This is a genomic window from Pseudomonas sp. 20-5, from assembly GCF_056782835.1.
In genome coordinates this window covers 1,967,302-1,987,198 of the sequence record NZ_CM165584.1, presented here as the reverse complement: position 1 = coordinate 1,987,198, position 19,897 = coordinate 1,967,302, and the positions used below count along the sequence as shown (strand labels likewise).

The window sequence follows — 19,897 nt, the reverse complement described above, 5'->3', positions numbered from 1 at the left end:
CATGCGCAACGTCATGCTGATCACCGGAGCCAGCCGCGGCATCGGCGCCGCCACCGCTCTGCTCGCCGCCGAACGCGGCTATGCGGTCGTCCTCAACTATCTGCGCAACCGCGAGGCCGCCGAAGCGCTGCGCCAGCGCATCGAGCGCCAGGGCGGCGAAGCCCTGGCGGTGGCGGCCGACGTAGCCGAGGAAGGCGATGTCGAGCGGCTGTTCGCCGCCATCGACGAACGTTTCGGCCGCCTCGACGTGCTGGTCAACAACGCCGGCATGCTGGAAGCGCAGACGCGCCTGGAAAACATCGACGCGGCGCGCCTGCACAGGGTATTCGCGACCAACGTGACCGGCAGCTTCCTCTGCGCCCGCGAGGCGGTGAAGCGCCTGTCGACCCGCCACGGCGGGCGCGGCGGCAGCATCGTCAACGTGTCCTCGATGGCCTCGCGGCTGGGATCGCCCAACGAATACATCGACTATGCCGCCGCCAAGGGCGCCATCGACAGCATGACCATCGGTCTGGCCAGGGAAGTGGCGGCGGAGGGTATCCGGGTCAACGCGGTGCGGCCCGGACTGATCGATACCGAGATCCACGCCAGCGGCGGCGAGCCAGGCCGTATCGAACGCCTGAAGGGCGGCATACCGTTAGGACGCGGCGGTACGGCGGAGGAAGTCGCGCGGGCGATTCTCTGGCTGGCGTCGGACGAAGCCAGCTACAGCACCGGCACCTTCATCGATGTCAGCGGCGGCCGCTAGGCCTGGTACGCAAGCTAGGCCGCCTGGCTGAACGACACCTGCAACAGCCGGTCGATGGTTTCGCAATCGCTTTCCCGGCGAATCCGTGCGAACAGCTCGACGGCTTCGGGATAGGTGCGGGTGAGCATGCCCAGCCACTGCTTGAGACGGCCCGGGGCATAGCGCGGGGCGAGCTTGCGCCGGGCCTGCAGCCAGAAGTCGCGCAGCAGCGGCAACAGCTCGCTCCAGGGCATCTCGCGGATTTCGCCGCCATCGCGCCAGGCGGCGATCTGCCGAGCCAGGCCAGGACGCGAGACCAGGCCGCGACCGAGCATGATGTCCTCCACCCCGCTGACCTCGCGACAACGCAGGTAGTCGTCGAGCGTCCACACTTCGCCATTGGCGAACACCGGCACGCGCACCGCCTCGGCCACCCGCGCCACCCATTCCCAGTGCGCCGGCGGCCTGTAGCCATCGACCTTGGTCCGGGCATGCACCACTACATGGGCCGAGCCGCCGTCGGCCAGGGCCCGCGCACAATCCAGGGCGCCGTCGGGACTGTCGTAGCCCAGGCGCATCTTCGAGGTCACCGCAATCTCGCTCGGCACCGCGCGACGCACGGCGGCGACGATGTCGTGCATCAGCTTCGGCTCCTTGAGCAATACCGCGCCGCCGCGCGAGCGGTTCACGGTCTTGGCCGGACAACCGAAGTTCAGGTCGATCACCGGGGCACCCAGCTCACAGGCGAACGCGGCGTTATCCGCCAGGCACGCAGGATCGGAGCCGAGCAACTGCACACGCATCGGCGTCCCGGCGCGGGTCCGGCTGCCGTCGTGCAGCTCCGGCGCCAGCTTGTGGAAAGCCGTGGCCGGCAGCAGGCGATCGGTGATGCGGATGAATTCGGTGACGCACCAATCGATGCCGCCGACGCGGGTCAGCACGTCGCGGAGGATTTCATCCACCAGACCTTCCATCGGCGCCAGGGCGATTTGCACGAACCACTACCTCGAAAATGACAGGCGGCGGATTCTAGAGAATCCGCCGCCCGGAACAAAGTGCGAATGCCTGCCGGCCGACGCGCGACGGGTCAGGCCCCGGCGAGCAGAGCCTGGCCATAGCCGTCGATGAACTCCGCCGGCATCCGCTTCGGCTTGCCGCTGGACAGTTCGATGCAGACGAAGGTGGTCTGCGCCCGCAGCAGCGTGGCGCCATCCGCCGGGCGTACCAACTGGAAGCGCCGGTTCATCCGCAGGCGCTGGTCGGACTCGACGATCCAGGTCGCCAATTGCAGTTCGTCGCCCTCGTAGGCCGCGGCCAGGTAGTCGATCTCGTGGCGCAGCACCGCCATCGCCCGGTCCAGCCGGCGGTACTCGGCCAGGTCCAGGCCCAGCCGCTGCGAGTGGCGCCAGGCGCAGCGCTCCAGCCAACTGACGTAGACGGCGTTGTTCGCGTGGCCGAGCCCGTCGATGTCCTCGGCGAGGACCCTGAGGTCGATCACGAACGGATCGGCGTAGTCCCAATTCATCAATGCTGCTCCAGGCTGCCGGCCAGTTCGCGCGCTTCCCTGGCCAGTTGTGTGATCTGATCCCAGGCCCGCGCCCGGATCAGGCTCGGCGGCGCCAACCAGGTGCCGCCGACACAGGCGACATTGGGCAGGCGAAGGAAATTCAGCAGGTTGTCCAGGTTCACCCCGCCGGTCGGGCAGAAGCGGATGCCGGTGAACGGCCCCTTCAGGCTTTTCAGCATTTTCACGCTGGCAGTGCCATCGGCCGGGAACAGCTTCAGCGAGCGATAACCGTACTCCAGCGCCAGCAACACTTCCGAAGGCGTCATCACCCCGGGTAGGTATGGCAGGCCGGCATCCTCCGCGGCGGCGGCAAGGCGCGGCGTGCATCCGGGGCTGACGGCGAACTGTGCGCCTGCGTCGCGCGCCTCGAGAAACTGCTCGGTGTGGATCAGGGTACCCGCCCCCAGCAGGACCTCGGGCACCTCGCGATGGATGGCGGCGATCGCGTCCAGCGCCTGCGGCGTGCGCAGCGTCACTTCCAGCACCGTGACGCCGCCCGCATACAACGCGCGCGCCAGGTCGGGCGCCAGCGCCACGTCCTCGATCACCAGCACCGGCAATACCGGGCTGGCCTGCTGCAGGACCCGATCCAGCGGCAATGTCATGGGCACTCCTCGATTCGAAACGGTTCGCCCCGCCGGATCGCTCCGCGCGGGCCACAGCGCTTTTTACCGAAGAACCGAGGTCAGGACAACGACAACCCCTCTGCTACGCGCCTCAGGAAGCGCTCGCCGTCTTTTCCACGCGCCGGCAAGCGCGCATCGCCGGGCGCTCCTCGAGCAGCGCCAGCAGCGACTCGCTCAGCCTGCGCTCGCCGAGCAGTCGGTGGTGGCCGCCGCCCGGCAGGCGCAGCAAGCGACTGGCCGGCCAGGCGGCATGGATGCGCTCGGCATTTTCCACCGCTACGCGCGGGTCGTCGTCGGCATGCACCACCAGTCCGGGCATTTCCAGACGGTAGCGCGCCACATCCAGGCACGCCGCGGATATGCCCGCCTGACGCTCGACCAGGCGGATGAAATGCGAGCGAGCCAGGGCCGGCAAACCGACGAAACGAGCGAACAGGCGCAACTGTTCGAGAATCCGCGACGGCGCCGAGACCGTCACCAGCGCTTCGCTGCGCAGCCCCATCTGGGCCGCCAGCAACGCCGCCGCGCCACCCAGGGAATGACCGACCACCGCACGCAGCGGCGGCAACTCGCCAGCGGCCTCCAGCAAGGCATGGGCGAACAGCACCACGTTCGCCTCCCTGCCCGGCGAGCGGCCATGGGCCGGCGCATCGAGGGCATACACCGAATAACCCGCGCCGACCAGTTGCTCGATCAGATGGGCGAACTGTGTCGGCCTGCCGGCCCAGCCATGCAGCAGCAGGACTGCCGGCCCCTCGCCCCAGCGCAACACCGACAGCCCGAAGCGCAGAGTGACGCGCTCCGAACTGGCCAGCAGCGGCAGCTCCCAATCCTTCGGCGGCCACTCTCCAGGCACCATGAACGTCCGACGCATACGCTCGGCCGTCCAACGCGGCGCGATGCGGCCGATCGTCCCGTTGAAACCGCGAATCCAGGTCAGGCTGCTCATCTCGCACCTCCTCAGTTCACCGCCTGCTTGGCGGCACGCAGAACCCGGTCGGACAGCTCCCCCGGCCCCAATGCCCGGGCCAGCGCCAAACCGCCAATCATCAACACCAGGTCGGCCAGGGCGACGTCGGTTTCCTCGGGACTTTCCGCCAGGCTGGCGACCATGATCTCGACATGTCTGCTCAAGACCTCGCGAAACCCCTCCGGCAGGCGCGCCACCTCGGCTAGGGTCGCCGGCAGCGGACAACCGGCGTCGACCTGTGCGTCCCGATGCTTGCGCGACAGGTAGAAGGCGGCCGCCAAGGCACGACGCTCCTTTCCCGACAATCCGGGATCGAGTTCGCCGAGCAGTTCGCGGCGCTTGCCGAGCAATTGCTCGAACGCCTCGAGCATCAGCGCATCCTTGCTCTGGAAGTGGGCATAGAAGCCGCCGACGGTGAGCCCCGCCGCGCCCATCACTTCCCCGACGCTAGGTTCGACGGCGCCCCGCTCGAGCAGGGCCTGGGTGGCGGCACCGAGGATGCGGGCACGGGTCTGGGTTTTCTTGTCGCTCATGACGATCTCCGAAAATATTATGGATGAAATATTATATGCATAATAAAAATCGGCAAGCGTACGGCCGGGCCGTCTGTCAGGAAATTCGAAAAGGGAAAAAACAAAAGGGCCATTCCAATTCGGAATGGCCCTATAGAGCCCCGCAGAGCGGGAAAAAGTGGCGTCCCCTAGGGGACTCGAACCCCTGTTACCGCCGTGAAAGGGCGGTGTCCTAGGCCACTAGACGAAGGGGACAATGAAACCTTCGAAAAGTAAGGCCAGCGATGCTGGCCTTGAAATGTGGTGGAGCTAGACGGGATCGAACCGTCGACCTCTTGCATGCCATGCAAGCGCTCTCCCAGCTGAGCTATAGCCCCGAATTCGCCATCAGGCGGGCGATCTTCCGATCGCTTCGACAACCTTCCGGTCGTCGACACGTTCATCCATTGCTGGGACGGATGAACATGAAGTGGCGTCCCCTAGGGGACTCGAACCCCTGTTACCGCCGTGAAAGGGCGGTGTCCTAGGCCACTAGACGAAGGGGACGAAACCTTCGTAGGAATCCGCAAAACCAACCGCGTATTCCCGGCAATTTGGTGGAGCTAGACGGGATCGAACCGTCGACCTCTTGCATGCCATGCAAGCGCTCTCCCAGCTGAGCTATAGCCCCAAAGTACCGCTGGATCGCTTCACTTCGTTGAGTTCGTCGTGAAGACGGGGCGCATACTAAGGGCGAGGCTTGAGGCTGTCAACATTATTTTTCATCGAAACCTAAAAAATTTTACCGGAAGAACAATCACTTACCTCCCCTCCCCCAAAAACGAGGCCCGCAACTGGGCGGGCCTCGTCATCGACTGTGGAAGAAAGCCGGTCAGCCGGGAATGGCGTCGCGGATCTTCTCCCATTCCTTGGTTTCCTTTTTCGACGCCCCGCCCAGCAGCTCCAGGGCCTGGCGCAAGCGATAACGCGACAGGTCGGCGCCAAGGATCTCCATGGCGTCCAGCACCGAAACCGAGCTGGCATGCCCGGTGATGGCCGGGAACATCAGCGGCATCACGTCGCGCAGCTTGAGCTGGAGGTGTTCGGCGACAGCCTGGATGCAGCCGGTGATGCGTTCCTTCTCCCACTGGCGCAGGGATTCGAGTTTCCACAGCACCAGTTGCAGGACCTGGCGGACCTGGGTCGGATCGAGCTTCTTGTGTTCGAACAGCGAAGCGTCCAGCGGCACCCCGCCGCTGAAGAAGAATCCGGCCAGCGGCGCGATCTGGCTGAAGTTCTCCACCCGTCCCTGCACGTGCGGAGCGATCTTCATCAGGTATTCGGGATTCAACGCCCACTTCTGCACCTCACGGGCGAACTCCTCCACGGACTGCTCGCGGATCCACTGCCCGTTCAGCCAGGAGAGCTTCTCCAGGTCGAAGATCGGTCCGCCCAGGGAGACGCGCGACAGGTCGAAATGCTCGATCATCTCGGCGAGGGTGAATTTCTCGCGCTCGTCCGGCATCGACCAGCCCATCCGCCCGAGGTAGTTGAGCAGCGCCTGCGGCAGGTAGCCCATGCGCTCGTAGAAGGTGATAGAGGTCGGGTTCTTGCGCTTGGACAGCTTGCTCTTGTCCGGGTTGCGCAGCAGTGGCATGTAGCACAGCTGCGGCTGCTCCCAGCCGAAATACTCGTAGAGCTTGATCAGCTTGGGCGCCGACGGCAGCCACTCTTCGCCGCGCAGGACGTGGGTGATGCCCATCAGGTGGTCGTCGACCACGTTGGCGAGGAAGTAGGTGGGCAGGCCGTCGGCCTTCATCAGCACCTGCATGTCCATGCGATCCCACGGAATCTCGACATCGCCGCGGAGCATGTCCGGCACCACGCAGACGCCCTCGGTCGGCACCTTCATGCGGGTGACGTGGGACTCGCCGGCGGCGAGGCGGCGCTGCACCTCATCCTTCGGCAGGTGCATGCAGTGGCCGTCGTAGCGCGGGGTTTCCTTGCGCGCCATCTGCTCGGCGCGAACCGCATCGAGGCGCTCGGGCGTGCAGAAGCAGGTGAAGGCATGGCCCTTCTCGACCAGTTCGTCCGAATACTTCTTGTAGATATGCCCGCGCTCGCTCTGCCGGTACGGGCCATGCGGGCCGCCGACGTCCGGGCCCTCGTCCCATTCGATGCCGAGCCAGCGCAGGGCGTCGTAGATCTGCTGCTCGGACTCCCGCGTCGAACGCAGCTGGTCGGTGTCCTCGATGCGCAGGATGAACTGACCGCCGTGCTGACGCGCGAAGCACAGGTTGAACAGCGCGATGTATGCGGTACCGACGTGCGGGTCGCCCGTCGGCGACGGGGCGATGCGAGTACGAACAGTGGTCATGGAGACTCTCTTGCCAAGCGGAAGTTAAAACGGAAATTCAGGGGCGTGATGTTATCAGGCGGGCCGCCTCCGGCTCCAGTAAACGACCGGTGTCGGCCGGCAGGCGGCTGATCAGGAAATCGAGGAAGGCCTTGACCTTCATCGCCTGGAAACGCCGCGAAGGATAGACCGCATACAGTTCGCCGACCGGCAACGGCACGTCCGCCAGCAAACGCACCAGACGCCCGCTGTGCACGCTCTCCGCACAGATCAGCGCCGGTAGCGCGGCAATGCCGGCACCGGCGACCACCGCCTCGCGGGCGAAGGTGATGTTGTTGCAGGACAGCACCCGCTGGCAGGGCAGGCTGTCTCCGGAAAGCGGCCAGTAGCGCTGGGAGTCGGTGGACAGAAGGACCGCGCGATGCCCGGCAAGCTCGGCCACCGATGTCGGCGTGCCGTGCGCCGCCAGGTAGTCGGGGCTGGCGCAGAGCCAGCGGCTGGTAGAGAGCAGGCGACGGGCCACCAGGGTGGAATCCTCCGGCTGGCCGACCATGATCACGATGTCGACGCCCTCCTGCAGCGGATCGACGCTGCGCGAGGCCAGCTCGACCTCGGCGGTGATCTGCGGGTACTGGCGCATGAAGTCGCCCAGCAGGCTGGCGAGGAACATCTGGCCGAACTCTATCGGCGAGGTGATCCGCAGCAATCCCGACGGCGCCTGTTGCAACTGCATGACCGCCTGCTCGGCCTCGGCGAAATCGTGCATGATCTGCCGGCAGCGCTCGTAGTAGGCCTGCCCTACTTCGGTCAGGCGCAACTTGCGGGTAGTGCGATTGAGCAGGCGCACGCCCAGACGCTCCTCCAGCAGGGCGATGCGCCGGCTCACCGTGGACTTCTGCATGCCCAGGCTCTGCGCGGCCTGGGTGAAGCTGTGGTACTCCACCACGCGGGTGAAGATCAGCGCATCATCAAGCCCCATTATTGTTCCCTATAAGCAACAAAGAGTCCGAAGTGTAGCGCCTATAACGTCCGGCGGAACACTGCTAGATTGGCCGAATTTTGCCGACGGAACACTCCACCCATGCCCGCCCAACTCAAACGTCGCCTGACCGTCTTCCTGGTGGCCGTCGGCCTGATCGCCCTGGCCTTCTTCCTGCACTGGTGGTTCATCGGCCGCCACGTGGAAAGCACCGACAACGCCTACGTCCAGGGCGAGATCACGCGGGTGGCCAGCCAGTTGGGCGCGCGGGTCGAGGAAGTCCTGGTGCGCGACAACCAGCACGTGGACAAGGGGCAGCTACTGGTACGCCTGGAAGACGCCGACTTCAAGCTCGCCGTCGAGCGCGCCCAGGCCGCGCTGGCCACCCGCGAGGCGGAACTGGCCCAGGCGCGCAGCAAGCTGGTGCAGCAGGGCAGCCTGATCGCCGCCAGCGCCGCCGACGTCAACGCCAGCCAGGCAACCCTCGGTCGCGCACAGATCGACCTGAACCGCGCCGAAGCCTTGCGCAAGCCCGGCTACGTTTCCGAGGAACGGGTCACCACCCTCACCGCCGACAACCATGTGGCTCGCTCGCAACTGGCCAAGGCCCGCGCCGACCTCGAGGCACAACGCGTCCAGCGCGACACCCTGGGCGCCGAGATCAAGCGCCTGGAAGCGCAGATCGCCAGCGCCCGCACCGAACTGGCGCAAGCCGAAATCAACCTGTCACGCACCCTGATCCATTCGCCGATCAGCGGCCTGGTCGGCCAGCGCAGCGCACGCAACGGCCAGTACGTGCAGGTCGGCACCCATTTGCTGTCGCTGGTGCCGGACGAAGACATCTGGGTCCAGGCCAACTTCAAGGAGACCCAGGTGGGCCGCATGCGCGACGGGCAGAAGGCGCGCCTGACCTTCGACGCCTTCCCCGACACGCCTATCGACGGCCGCATCGATAGCCTGTTCGCCGCTTCCGGCGCGCAGTTCAGCCTGCTGCCACCGGACAACGCCACCGGAAACTTCACCAAGGTGGTGCAACGCATCCCGGTGAAGATCGTGTTCGAGGCCGACAACCCGCTGCATGGCCGCATCCGCCCCGGCATGTCCGTCGAAGCCGAGGTCGAGCTCTGTGACCGCTGAGGCGCTGGCCCGGCCGCTTGGCGAACCGACCCGGCGCGACTGGATCGCGGTGCTCAGCGCCATGCTCGGCGCATTCATGGCGGTGCTCGACATCCAGATCACCAACTCCTCGCTGAAGGACATCCAGGGCGCGCTGGCGGCGACCCTCGAGGAAGGCTCGTGGATCTCCACCTCCTACCTGGTGGCGGAGATCATCATGATCCCGATGACCGCCTGGCTGGTGCAGCTGCTCTCGGCACGCCGCCTGGCGGTGATGATCTCGGTGGGCTTCCTGGTGTCCTCGCTGCTCTGCTCGTTCGCCTGGAACCTGGAAAGCATGATCGTGTTCCGCGCCATGCAGGGTTTCACCGGCGGCGCGCTGATTCCGCTGGCGTTCACCCTGGCCCTGGTCAAGTTGCCGGAACACCACCGTCCGAAGGGCATGGCGCTGTTCGCCATCACCGCCACCTTCGCGCCCTCCATCGGACCGACCCTGGGAGGCTGGCTGACGGAAAACTTCGGCTGGGAATACATCTTCTATATCAACGTGCCGCCGGGCCTGTTGATGATCGCCGGGCTGCTCTACGGCCTGGAGAAAAAGGCGCCGCACTGGGAACTGCTGAAGAGTACCGACTACGCCGGCATCGTCACCCTCGGCATCGGCCTGGGCTGCCTGCAGGTTTTCCTCGAGGAAGGTCACCGCAAGGACTGGCTGGAGTCGCAACTGATCGTCAGCCTCGGCAGCGTCGCCCTGTTCAGCCTGGTCCTGTTCGTCATCCTGCAACTGTCGCGGCCAAACCCGCTGATCGACCTGGGCATCCTGCGCAACCGCAACTTCGGCCTCGCGAGCATTTCCAGCATCGGTCTGGGCATGGGCCTGTACGGCTCGATCTACGTACTGCCGCTGTACCTGGCACAAATCCAGGGCTACAACGCCATGCAGATCGGCGAGGTGATCATGTGGATGGGCATTCCCCAGCTGTTCCTGATCCCGCTGGTCCCGAAGTTGATGAAGCTGGTCTCGCCGCGCCTGCTCTGCGCCGCCGGCTTCGGCCTGTTCGGCCTTGCCAGCTTCTTCTCCGGGGTGCTCAACCCGGACTTCGCCGGACCGCAGTTCAACCAGATCCAGCTACTGCGCGCCCTCGGCCAGCCGATGATCATGGTGACCATTTCGCTGATCGCCACCGCCTACCTGCAGCCACAGGATGCCGGCTCGGCCTCGAGCCTGTTCAACATCCTGCGCAACCTCGGCGGCGCCATCGGCATCGCCCTGCTCGCGACCCTGCTCGACAGTCGCGCCAAGGTGTACTTCGACTATCTGCGCGAAGCCCTGGTGCCAACCAACCCGCAGGTCGACGAACGCCTCGCGCAACTCGCCGCGCAACTGGGCAGCCAGCAGGCGGCGCTGGGCAAACTCAGCGAGATCACCCACCAGCAGGCGATGATCATGGCCTACAACGATGCTTTCCATGTCATCGGCATGGTGCTCGCAGTGAGCATGCTCGCGGTGCTGCTGACCCGCTCGCTGCCGGCCGGCATCGGCACCCGCGCCGACGCCGGGGCTCACTGAGGATCAGACGTTGACCAGGCGCTCGCGCAGCGTCTGGATCTCGTCGCGCAGTTGCGCCGCCGCCTCGAACTCCAGGTCGCGGGCCAACTGGTACATCTTTTCCTCCAGTTGGCGGATGCGCTTGCTGATCTCGCTCGGCGAGCGCAGTTCGTTCTCGTAGCGCCCGCTCTCCTCCGCCACCTTGGCCACGCCCTTGCGCTTGCCGCGCGCGCCGGGCACCACGGCGCCTTCGAGAATGTCCTTGATGTCCTTGCGCACCCCCTTGGGCACGATGCCATGGGCTTCGTTGAAGGCGATCTGCTTGGCCCGACGCCGCTCGGTCTCGTCGATCGCACGCTGCATCGAGCCGGTGACGTTGTCGGCGTAGAGGATCGCCTTGCCGTGCAGGTTGCGCGCGGCACGACCGATGGTCTGGATCAGCGAGCGCTCCGAGCGCAGGAAGCCTTCCTTGTCCGCGTCGAGGATCGCCACCAGCGACACCTCGGGCATGTCCAGGCCTTCGCGCAGCAGGTTGATCCCCACCAGCACGTCGAACGCACCGGCGCGCAGGTCGCGGATGATCTCCACTCGCTCGACGGTATCGATGTCCGAGTGCAAGTAGCGCACCCGCACGTCGTGATCGCCGAGATAATCGGTGAGGTCCTCGGCCATGCGCTTGGTCAGGGTAGTCACCAGCACCCGCTCGTCCTTGGCCACACGCTGGCGGATCTGCGAGAGCAGGTCGTCCACCTGGGTCATCGCCGGACGTACCTCGATCTCCGGATCGACCAGCCCGGTGGGACGCACCACCTGCTCGATGACCCGCCCGGCATGCTCCGCCTCGTAGGGGCCCGGGGTGGCGGAGACGAAGATGGTCTGCGGACTCACCGCCTCCCACTCTTCGAAGCGCAGCGGCCGGTTGTCCAGCGCCGAAGGCAGGCGGAAACCGTATTCCACCAGGGTCTCCTTGCGCGAGCGGTCGCCCTTGAACATCGCGCCGACCTGCGGAACGCTGACGTGCGATTCGTCGATAACCAGCAGCGAGTTGGCCGGCAGGTAGTCGTAGAGCGTCGGCGGCGGCTCGCCGGGGGCCCGCCCGGAAAGATAGCGCGAGTAGTTCTCGATGCCGTTGCAGTAGCCCAGCTCGAGGATCATCTCCAGGTCGAAACGGGTGCGCTGCTCCAGGCGCTGCGCTTCCACCAGCTTGTTGTTGTTGCGCAGGTAGTCCAGGCGTTCCTTGAGTTCGGCCTTGATCTGGTCGACCGCCTCCAGCAGCGTCTCGCGCGGGGTCACGTAGTGGCTCTTGGGGTAGAAGGTGAAGCGCGGCAGCTTGCGGATCACCTCGCCGGTGAGCGGATCGAAGGCCGAGAGGCTTTCCACCTCGTCGTCGAACAACTCGACACGAATCGCCTCGAGATCGGATTCGGCCGGGAAGATGTCGATCACATCGCCACGCACACGGAAAGTCGCACGGGCGAAATCCATGTCGTTGCGGGTGTACTGCAGGCTGGTCAGTCGCCGCAGCAGTTCGCGCTGGTCGATGCGGTCGCCGCGGTCCAGGTGCAGGACCATCTTCAGGTAGGACGCGGGATCACCGAGGCCGTAGATGGACGACACGGTGGCGACGATGATCGCATCCGGACGCTCGAGCAGCGCCTTGGTCGCCGACAGGCGCATCTGCTCGATATGGTCGTTGATCGAGGAGTCCTTCTCGATATAGGTATCGGAAGACGGGACGTAGGCCTCCGGCTGGTAGTAGTCGTAGTAGGAAACGAAGTACTCCACGGAATTGTGCGGGAAGAACGTCTTGAACTCCCCGTAGAGCTGGGCCGCCAGGGTCTTGTTCGGCGCCAGGACCAGGGTCGGGCGCTGCACCTGGGCAATCACGTTGGCGATGCTGAAAGTCTTGCCAGAGCCCGTCACCCCCAGCAGGGTCTGGTGCGAAAGCCCCGCCTCCAGCCCCTCGACCATCTGCCGGATGGCTTCCGGTTGGTCGCCGGCGGGCTTGAAGCGCGAGTCGAGTTGGAACGTATCCATGAAAAACCTCGCAGGGAGCTGTGACGCCAAGGAAAATCCGGCGTCAGAAATAGCTGAAAGCATGCACCTAAATGTCGCCGCATGCATCAAGGGGTGTCTATAATAACCCCCCGTTTGCGCAACCCTTTGCGCCCCCGCATAACGGGTTGCGTTGCCCTCCTCTCTTCACACTCCGAGCAGCCGCAAAATGAGTCTGTTTTCTGCCGTCGAAATGGCACCGCGTGATCCCATCCTTGGCCTGAACGAAGCCTTCAACGCCGATACCCGTCCGGGCAAGATCAACCTGGGCGTGGGCGTGTACTACAACGAGGAGGGGCGCATTCCGCTGTTGCGTGCCGTGCAGGCTGCCGAGAAGGCCCGCATCGAGGCCCACGCGCCGCGCGGCTACCTGCCGATCGAAGGGATCGCCGCCTACGACCAGGGCGTACAGAAACTGCTGTTCGGTAACGAGTCCGAGCTGCTGGCCGCCGGCCGTGTGGTCACGACCCAGGCCGTCGGCGGCACCGGCGCGCTCAAGCTCGGCGCCGACTTCCTCAAGCGCCTGCTGCCCGACGCCACCGTGGCCATCAGCGACCCGAGCTGGGAAAACCACCGCGCACTGTTCGAAGCCGCCGGCTTCCCGGTGCAGAACTACCGCTATTACGACGCCGCCAGCAATGGCGTGAACCGCGCCGGCCTGCTGGAAGACCTGAATGCCCTGCCGGCCCGCTCGATCGTGGTTCTGCACGCCTGCTGCCATAATCCGACCGGCGTCGATCTCGAGCTGGACGACTGGAAACAGGTGCTGGACGTGCTCAAGGCCAAGGGCCACGTGCCGTTCCTCGACATCGCCTACCAGGGCTTCGGCAACGGCATCGAGGAAGACGCCGCCGCGGTGCGCCTGTTCGCCCAGTCGGGCCTGAGCTTCTTCGTTTCCAGCTCGTTCTCCAAATCCTTCTCGCTCTATGGCGAACGCGTCGGCGCCCTCTCGATCGTAACCGAAAGCCGCGATGAATCGGCCCGCGTGCTGTCCCAGGTGAAGCGAGTGATCCGCACCAACTATTCGAACCCACCGACCCACGGCGCCAGCGTCGTCTCCTCCGTGCTCAACAGCCCGGAACTACGGGCCCTCTGGGAGCAGGAACTGGGCGAGATGCGCGACCGCATCCGCGACATGCGCCTGGCGATGGTCGAGCAACTGGCAGCCCACGGCGCCAAGCGCGACTTCAGCTTCGTCGGTCGCCAACGTGGCATGTTCTCCTATTCCGGCCTGACCGCCGACCAGGTCGAGCGCCTGAAGACCGAGTTCGGTATCTACGCCGTCAGCACCGGCCGTATCTGCGTCGCCGCGCTGAACAAATCGAACCTGGAGACCATCACCAAGGCCATCGTCCAGGTCCTGTAGGGAAAATGGGGAAGTCATCGGGAGAGGCTTGACTTCCCCTTTTTAATCAGTAACATACGCCTCGCTGTTCCGCGATAGCTCAGTCGGTAGAGCAAATGACTGTTAATCATTGGGTCCCTGGTTCGAGTCCAGGTCGCGGAGCCAAATTCAAAGCCCTCGGCACATGCCGGGGGCTTTTTCGTTATCGGGACGAAAGTTCGCCCCTTCAGTCGCACCTCACTCGATGACGATCCGCGCCCGGTTCTTCTCCAGCAACGCCGGGCCTACCCCTTTCACTTCCAGCAGTTGATCCACCGAGACGAACGGACCATGGGCCGCACGATACTCGAGGATCGCCCTGGCCTTGGCCTCGCCGACACCGTTGAGCCCCCGTATCAGGGCGGCCTCGTCGACCGTATTGATATTGACCTGCTCCCCCGGCGACACGGTCGTCGCAGGTGTCGTTGCGGCCAGCGGATTCTTGGCGACGGCGACCGGTGCGGCGGAAGCCGAAAACGGAAGACAGGCGAACAGGATGAGAAGCAGAGCGGATTTGATTAGGTGCATGGGTGCACTCCTTCAGAGATGAATGACCACGTAGAGGGCTTCATGCCCATCCACGAAACCACCTTATCGCCGTGGAACGCACCTGGATCGACAGCCCCAGCAAAGCAGTCGCTTCCTGGTCCGGCACCGGAAACATCGTACAGAGAAAACAAAAAAGGCCGCTAGGCGGCCTTTTCCGGAGAACGATGACTCAGGGTTCTCGCCGCCTCTGGCGATAGATCCAGTCGACGATTTCACCGTCAGGCGCATAGCCACTGACGGTTTCCCGCAGCAACTGGCGAACCCGCGAGTAGTCGTCCTTCTCCACGGCGGCCAGCAACTGCTCCAGCACGACCTTGAAGGCCTCCCAGCTCAGGTGTTCCTCGTTGGCCCGCATGATCATCGGATGGTCGGTGGGATTCACGTTGTCACCGATCAGCAGCTCTTCGTAGAGCTTCTCGCCAGGACGCAGGCCACTGAACTCGATGGCGATGTCACCATGGGGCGAACGCTCGGAACGCACGCTCAGGCCGGACAGGTGGATCATCTTCTCGGCGAGCTCCAGGATCTTCACCGGCGGCCCCATGTCCAGCACGAATACATCTCCGCCCTGCCCCATCGAACCGGCCTGGATGACCAACTGCGCTGCCTCGGGAATGGTCATGAAGTAACGGGTGATGCTCGGGTGGGTGACCGTCACCGGGCCGCCGCGCTTGATCTGCTCGCGGAACAGCGGAATGACCGAACCGGACGAACCGAGGACGTTGCCGAAGCGGACCATGGTGAAACGGGTCTTGTTGACGTGATGCACGTCCTTCCGATCGCCGAACAGCACCGGTGCCGATTCGTTGCTGAGCGCCTGAAGGACCATCTCCGCCAGGCGCTTGGTGCTGCCCATCACATTGGTCGGTCGCACCGCCTTGTCGGTGGAAATCAGCACGAAGTTCTGCACGCCGACCTGCACCGCGGCCTGCACCGCATGCAAGGTGCCTATCACGTTGTTGAGAACGCCCTCGGCGATGTTGTGCTCGACGATCGGCACATGCTTGTAGGCCGCCGCATGGTAGACGGTATTGACCTTCCAGGTACGCATCACGTCCACCAGGCGCTCGGGATTGCGCACCGAACCGAGGATCGGCAACAGGTTCACCGAAAGCGACTCGCGCTTGATCCGACGCTCCAGTTCCTGATGGATGCTGTAGAGGTTGTATTCGCTGTGCTCGAACAGGATCAGCACGCTAGGCGAACAACTCATGATCTGCCGACAGAGTTCCGAACCGATAGAACCGCCCGCCCCAGTCACCATCACCACCTGACCGCGGATGCACCGTTCCAGCAGCTCCTTGCGCGGTGCGACGCTGTCGCGCCCCAGCAGGTCAGCGATGTCCACCTCCTGCAGGTCGTCCACCTTGACCCGGCCGCTGGCCAGGTCCATGAAGCCGGGCATGCTGCGCACGTGCAGCGGGAACGGCTCCAGGGACTCGAGAATCTCTCGGCGCCGGGCCCGAGTGGCGGAAGGAATCGCCAGGAGAACCTCCTGCGCGCCCGTCTCGTCGATCATCTGGCGGATATGCTTGGCGGTATAGACCCGCAGACCGGCGATGACCCGGTTGGCGATCTGCTTGTCGTCATCGATGAACGCCACCGGACGCATCGCCCGACCGAGACGCAATGCCGCAACCAACTGGTTGCCGGCCGCCCCCGCGCCATAGATGGCCACCCTGGGCAGGCCATCCTGGCGATTGAGAAATGGTACCGACTGCACAGCAGAGTACCAGTCGCCCATGAAATACTGGCGCATGGCCAGACGCAAGCCGCCGATCAGCAGCATGCTCAACCACCAGTAGTTGAACACCAGGGAACGGGGCACCACCGCCGGCGGGGAGCGGTACCAGTAGACCAGCAACGACAGGACCAGCGCGGAAATGGTGACGGCCTTGGCGATCGCGATAAGGGCGTCGTTGCCCAGGTAGCGCATCACCGCCCGGTACATGCCGAAGCGGATGAAGAGCGGGATGGCGGTTAGAGGCGCCGCTATGAACAGCCAGGCGTGATCCCCGAACGGATCGATCATGTCTTCGGTGCCGAGACGCACTAGGAAAGCCAGCCACAATGAAAGCCACACCAGGCCGATGTCCGTCGCAACCTGGAGAATGCGCTTCTGGCGGCGCGGCAATCCCAGGAGGCGTCCACGCAAGTTATCCAACATCCTATTAATCAGCCCCCTTCACTGCACCCGCATCCACCCGAACAAGTCCGGGCAGTCCATTTCCTTGGTCTGGCAAATACCATTCCGGAACCCAAATCACGCTATCGGCAGTAGTCACTACTGATCATCGCTTGCACATTCCTTTCATATTATACGTTCCCGGAAAATCGTCCCGCGCCTCCAGCCAACCGGGACATTCAAGCAGCGCGTGATTCCAGGACTCCGGCCTTAAAACGGAGCGCCAGGAACGCCAGAGGCAGGTAGCCAATCAACAAAGCAAGCATGCCGTCGATCTTCCCCGCTGCGACAAGCAGTGCCAGTGGCAACAACCAGAAGATGTTGATGCCTCCCACTGCCAGGGTAACAGGAAGATGACGCCCGTAATGACGAGAAGCATACTGGTATGCGTGACTGCGATGCGCCTCATAAACCTTGTCTCCCCGCAGCAACCGGCGCAACAAGGTCAGGGTGGCATCAACAATGAATACCCCCAGCAGGATGAGCCAACCCCAGAAGAGTTGCGGCGAGACCCATGCGGCTTGCAGGGAAAGGCCACCAATGATAACCCCCAAGAAACCGCTACCAGCATCCCCCATGAAGATCCGCGCAGGAGGGAAATTCCAGAAAAGGAACCCCGTCACCGCGGCTGCCAGCAGCGCCGCCAACCAAACGCCCTGGGATGCCTCATCGGAACCTACACCACTGACCACGACAAGCAGGGCAGCGCCAACGCACACACACACAGCCTCAACGCTGGCAATCCCATCGATACCGTCCATGAAATTGTAGAGATTGAGCATCCATACCAGATAGAACGCCGCAGCTATGTGTCCAACCCACCCCAGATCGACCACAAGGCCGAAAAAGGCCAATGCAGGCAAACCTCCAAGCCAGTACAGCAGCCAGCAAGCACCGGCGAAATGGCCGAGCAAACGCCAACGGGCAGCGATATGGCCATGATCGTCGAGGAAGCCCAGCAATGCGATCCCAATACCCGCCCCCAGGATACCAGTGGCCAGATCCGGTTTCACCGCGCCCAATATCGCCGCAAGCAGCACTGCCAGCAGGAAGGAGAGCACGATAGCGACACCGCCCCCCCTAGGCGTCGGCACCTGGTGAGAACTTCGAGCATTGGGTACATCGATCAAGCTGCGGGCAATCGCGTAACGGCGCAAGCCGGCGGTCAACAGCAGGGAAAGAGCGGCAACCGCCGGCAACAACAACCATAGATTCATCATTGGCGATCCAGGAAAGAGCGGGCGGTTTTCTCCAATGCCTGGTCCACCCCTACCGGCGGAGTCCAGCCAAGCACTTGGCGGGTTTTCATGATATCGACTTGCAATGAGCCGCACAGGCGGCGAGCAAATGCCTGCCTGTTCAGAACTTTCGCCGCTGCACCGATCCAACTGGCGGGAACAGGCAGCAGGCGAGCGGGAGCGCCCAAGGCGCGTCCCATTCTCCGCAGCAACTCGGTGGTGGAAAGATCCTCACCGTCGCTTACGAGGAAAACTTGCCCGACCGCAGCCGGATGCTCGATGCAGGTGATGATGAGGTCGACAAGATTATCCAGCGACACCAGACTACGCCGATTATGAATAGCCCCTAGAGGGAGGGGCACGCCGCGCTTCAGCCAGCGCATCATGGTCTGTACGTTGGCCTTGACCCCTGGACCATAAACCAGGACCGGTCGGATGATCACAACCTCCAGTCCGGTCTCTTCCGCCAGATCCAATAGCGCTTGCTCCGCTTCCCGTTTGGAAACGCCATAGGGATCGACAGGATTGGGCGGACTGTCCGCAGTATAGGGCCGACCGGGCTCAGTTCCCTCGCCATTGACCTTTATCGAGCTGATAAAGATGAAACGCCGCACTCCCCGGGATACGGCCTCCCGGGCCAGATCAAGTGTCCCCTGAACGTTGGCCTTGCGGAACTCGACGAGCGGATCGGAGGCCGTCTCGCTCATGACATGCACGCGGGCAGCGCAATGAACCACCGTATCGATGGCCGACTCCGCATCCCAGACAACAGAACTGCCCAGTTCACCCAGAAGCAAGGGAGTAACCCCTCGAGGCCAGGCCCCACCTCTTCGGCGGCACCCGGCCCAAACCTTGTACTGCCCGGAAGAACAGAGACTATTGACCAGCGCGGCCCCGATGAATCCGGTTGCCCCCGTTACCAATACATTATGTCGCGTCAAGCTCCGCTCCCTAGTGCCCGATAAATATCCAGGTGCTGTTGGACGATACTTTCGATCGCAAAATCACGCTCTGCCAACGCTCGCCCAGCAGCTCCCATCTTCTTGCGCAACTCTGGCGACTCAATAAGACGCTGAATGGCATCCGCCAGAGCAGCAGAATCACGCACCGGCACGAGCAGGCCCGTAACATCAGCCTGGATTGCATCCCGGCAACCCGGTACATCGGTCGTCACAACCGCACGCCCGCACGCCGACGCCTCGACCAGGACCTTGGGAAGCCCTTCACGATAAGAAGGCAGAACGACTATATGCGAACGGGCGAAGACAGACGCGATATCCTGGCGATAACCAAGACACTCGATCGTGCCTTCACTACGCCAACGCTCTAGTTCGGACGGCTCGATACTGGTGGGGTTCCCAGGATCCAGGTCTCCGACCAGTTGAAAATGTGCCGGTACGCTGCGCTGCCTAAGGATATTTGCCGCTTCGACGAATTCCAGCACACCCTTGTCCCTGAGCAACCGAGCCGCCAATGTGACCACCGGCGTTTCGGGGCTTTCCGGGGCCGGCTGGTACTGCGTCAGGTCGACCCCCGAACCGCGAATCAGGACGGACTTTTCAAAAGTGATCGCACCCAGGCCGATCAGCGCGTCCCGATCATCGGGATTTTGAAAGATGACACGCAACTTTTTCTTGCCCAAAGCCCGCCGATAAAGCCAGGCGACACAGGCACGAAACGCGCAGGCCTTCAGACCCTTGGCCATGAAAACGAAACCAAGTCCGGAAACGGCCGCCACGACCCCCTTCACCGGCGCCAAGCGTGCGGCGATACCGCCATAGATTACCGGCTTGATGGTAACCAGGTGTAAAACATCAGGCCGCAATCTCCACAAAAGGCGCCAGACATAAGTCAGCAGATACAGCTCTGAAAAAGGATTTTTTCCGCTTCTGGACAGTGGCAATTCATGATGCAGAAAACCTTGGGAGACGATCTTTTTCACCGCTTCACCAGGGCGTGTGGCGATATGTACCTGGAAACCAGCCTGCTGGGCTCCGACAGCGACCGGTAAACGGTGAGACATGAAGAAAGCCGGGTCGTTCACTATCATCAACAATACCGGCTTCATGCAAACTCCTCGATGCGTTTTACAAACATAACCTTCA

General features: G+C 63.6%; 17 protein-coding genes and 5 tRNA genes. 5 read left to right on the top strand and 17 right to left on the bottom strand.

Annotation, left to right across the window (positions count from 1 at the left end; translation table 11 throughout):
* The first annotated feature begins 1 nt into the window (after position 1).
* Positions 2-748 (top strand): SDR family oxidoreductase, encoded by a 747-nt coding sequence (locus tag AC1RB9_RS09340; protein ID WP_003104218.1) that lies wholly within the window; start codon positions 2-4, stop codon positions 746-748.
* Between the two features lie 14 nt (positions 749-762).
* Here AC1RB9_RS09340 and AC1RB9_RS09335 read toward each other — a convergent pair whose 3' ends face one another.
* The 11 genes from AC1RB9_RS09335 to AC1RB9_RS09285 all read right to left on the bottom strand — a co-directional run bounded on the left by AC1RB9_RS09335 (position 763) and on the right by AC1RB9_RS09285 (position 7,716).
* Positions 763-1,722: a tRNA dihydrouridine synthase gene (locus AC1RB9_RS09335; RefSeq protein ID WP_003452687.1), complete on the bottom strand. Its 960-nt coding sequence runs from the start codon at positions 1,720-1,722 to the stop codon at positions 763-765.
* A 92-nt stretch (positions 1,723-1,814) separates the two neighbouring features.
* Positions 1,815-2,252: an acyl-CoA thioesterase gene (locus tag AC1RB9_RS09330; protein ID WP_003107647.1), complete on the bottom strand. Its 438-nt coding sequence runs from the start codon at positions 2,250-2,252 to the stop codon at positions 1,815-1,817.
* Positions 2,252-2,899, bottom strand: a complete 648-nt coding sequence (locus AC1RB9_RS09325) for a bifunctional 4-hydroxy-2-oxoglutarate aldolase/2-dehydro-3-deoxy-phosphogluconate aldolase (protein WP_003115023.1) — start codon at positions 2,897-2,899, stop codon at positions 2,252-2,254. Before AC1RB9_RS09325 ends, AC1RB9_RS09330 begins: the two co-directional genes overlap by 1 nt.
* Before the next feature lie 112 nt (positions 2,900-3,011).
* Positions 3,012-3,869 carry an alpha/beta fold hydrolase gene (locus AC1RB9_RS09320; RefSeq protein WP_003452700.1) on the bottom strand — a complete coding sequence of 286 codons (858 nt, stop codon included), beginning with the start codon at positions 3,867-3,869 and terminating at the stop codon, positions 3,012-3,014.
* Positions 3,870-3,880: 11 nt separating this feature from the next.
* Entirely contained in the window at positions 3,881-4,423 is a 543-nt protein-coding gene (locus AC1RB9_RS09315) for a TetR/AcrR family transcriptional regulator (protein ID WP_003091415.1), read from the bottom strand.
* 158 nt (positions 4,424-4,581) lie between these two features.
* Positions 4,582-4,657, bottom strand: a tRNA-Glu gene (locus AC1RB9_RS09310).
* A gap of 46 nt (positions 4,658-4,703) precedes the next feature.
* A tRNA-Ala gene (locus AC1RB9_RS09305) sits at positions 4,704-4,779 on the bottom strand.
* Positions 4,780-4,872: 93 nt separating this feature from the next.
* Positions 4,873-4,948: transfer RNA gene (locus tag AC1RB9_RS09300), tRNA-Glu, on the bottom strand.
* A 48-nt stretch (positions 4,949-4,996) separates the two neighbouring features.
* Positions 4,997-5,072 (bottom strand) — tRNA-Ala (locus AC1RB9_RS09295).
* Between the two features lie 201 nt (positions 5,073-5,273).
* A complete protein-coding gene (gene gltX, locus AC1RB9_RS09290; RefSeq protein WP_003104596.1) occupies positions 5,274-6,758 on the bottom strand; it encodes a glutamate--tRNA ligase in 1,485 nt (494 codons plus the stop codon).
* A gap of 37 nt (positions 6,759-6,795) precedes the next feature.
* Positions 6,796-7,716, bottom strand: coding sequence for a LysR family transcriptional regulator (locus AC1RB9_RS09285; protein WP_003091419.1), 921 nt, complete (start codon positions 7,714-7,716; stop codon positions 6,796-6,798).
* Between the two features lie 102 nt (positions 7,717-7,818).
* On the opposite strand from AC1RB9_RS09285, the gene AC1RB9_RS09280 reads away from it, so the two are divergent.
* Entirely contained in the window at positions 7,819-8,853 is a 1,035-nt protein-coding gene (locus AC1RB9_RS09280; protein ID WP_003452704.1) for an HlyD family secretion protein, read from the top strand.
* Entirely contained in the window at positions 8,843-10,402 is a 1,560-nt protein-coding gene (locus AC1RB9_RS09275; RefSeq protein WP_003104591.1) for an MDR family MFS transporter, read from the top strand. Before AC1RB9_RS09280 ends, AC1RB9_RS09275 begins: the two co-directional genes overlap by 11 nt.
* A 3-nt stretch (positions 10,403-10,405) precedes the next feature.
* Here AC1RB9_RS09275 and uvrB read toward each other — a convergent pair whose 3' ends face one another.
* Positions 10,406-12,418, bottom strand: a complete 2,013-nt coding sequence (gene uvrB, locus AC1RB9_RS09270; protein WP_003104590.1) for an excinuclease ABC subunit UvrB — start codon at positions 12,416-12,418, stop codon at positions 10,406-10,408.
* Between the two features lie 187 nt (positions 12,419-12,605).
* Between uvrB and AC1RB9_RS09265 the strand changes: the two genes are divergently transcribed.
* A complete protein-coding gene (locus AC1RB9_RS09265; protein ID WP_003104588.1) occupies positions 12,606-13,802 on the top strand; it encodes an amino acid aminotransferase in 1,197 nt (398 codons plus the stop codon).
* Between the two features lie 68 nt (positions 13,803-13,870).
* A tRNA-Asn gene (locus AC1RB9_RS09260) sits at positions 13,871-13,946 on the top strand.
* 72 nt (positions 13,947-14,018) lie between these two features.
* Here AC1RB9_RS09260 and AC1RB9_RS09255 read toward each other — a convergent pair.
* The 5 genes from AC1RB9_RS09255 to AC1RB9_RS09235 all read right to left on the bottom strand — a co-directional run bounded on the left by AC1RB9_RS09255 (position 14,019) and on the right by AC1RB9_RS09235 (position 19,860).
* The gene (locus AC1RB9_RS09255) at positions 14,019-14,348 is read right to left on the bottom strand and encodes a ComEA family DNA-binding protein (protein ID WP_003104586.1); all 330 of its coding nucleotides are present in this window, start codon (positions 14,346-14,348) and stop codon (positions 14,019-14,021) included.
* Between the two features lie 190 nt (positions 14,349-14,538).
* The gene (locus AC1RB9_RS09250; protein ID WP_003122257.1) at positions 14,539-16,536 is read right to left on the bottom strand and encodes a polysaccharide biosynthesis protein; all 1,998 of its coding nucleotides are present in this window, start codon (positions 16,534-16,536) and stop codon (positions 14,539-14,541) included.
* A 197-nt stretch (positions 16,537-16,733) separates the two neighbouring features.
* Entirely contained in the window at positions 16,734-17,771 is a 1,038-nt protein-coding gene (locus AC1RB9_RS09245; protein ID WP_003452706.1) for an MraY family glycosyltransferase, read from the bottom strand.
* Positions 17,771-18,733, bottom strand: coding sequence for a UDP-glucose 4-epimerase family protein (locus AC1RB9_RS09240; RefSeq protein ID WP_016253165.1), 963 nt, complete (start codon positions 18,731-18,733; stop codon positions 17,771-17,773). The genes AC1RB9_RS09245 and AC1RB9_RS09240 overlap by 1 nt, the downstream gene beginning before the upstream one ends.
* Entirely contained in the window at positions 18,730-19,860 is a 1,131-nt protein-coding gene (locus AC1RB9_RS09235; protein ID WP_003452711.1) for a glycosyltransferase family 4 protein, read from the bottom strand. The genes AC1RB9_RS09240 and AC1RB9_RS09235 overlap by 4 nt, the downstream gene beginning before the upstream one ends.
* Positions 19,861-19,897 lie beyond the last annotated feature (37 nt).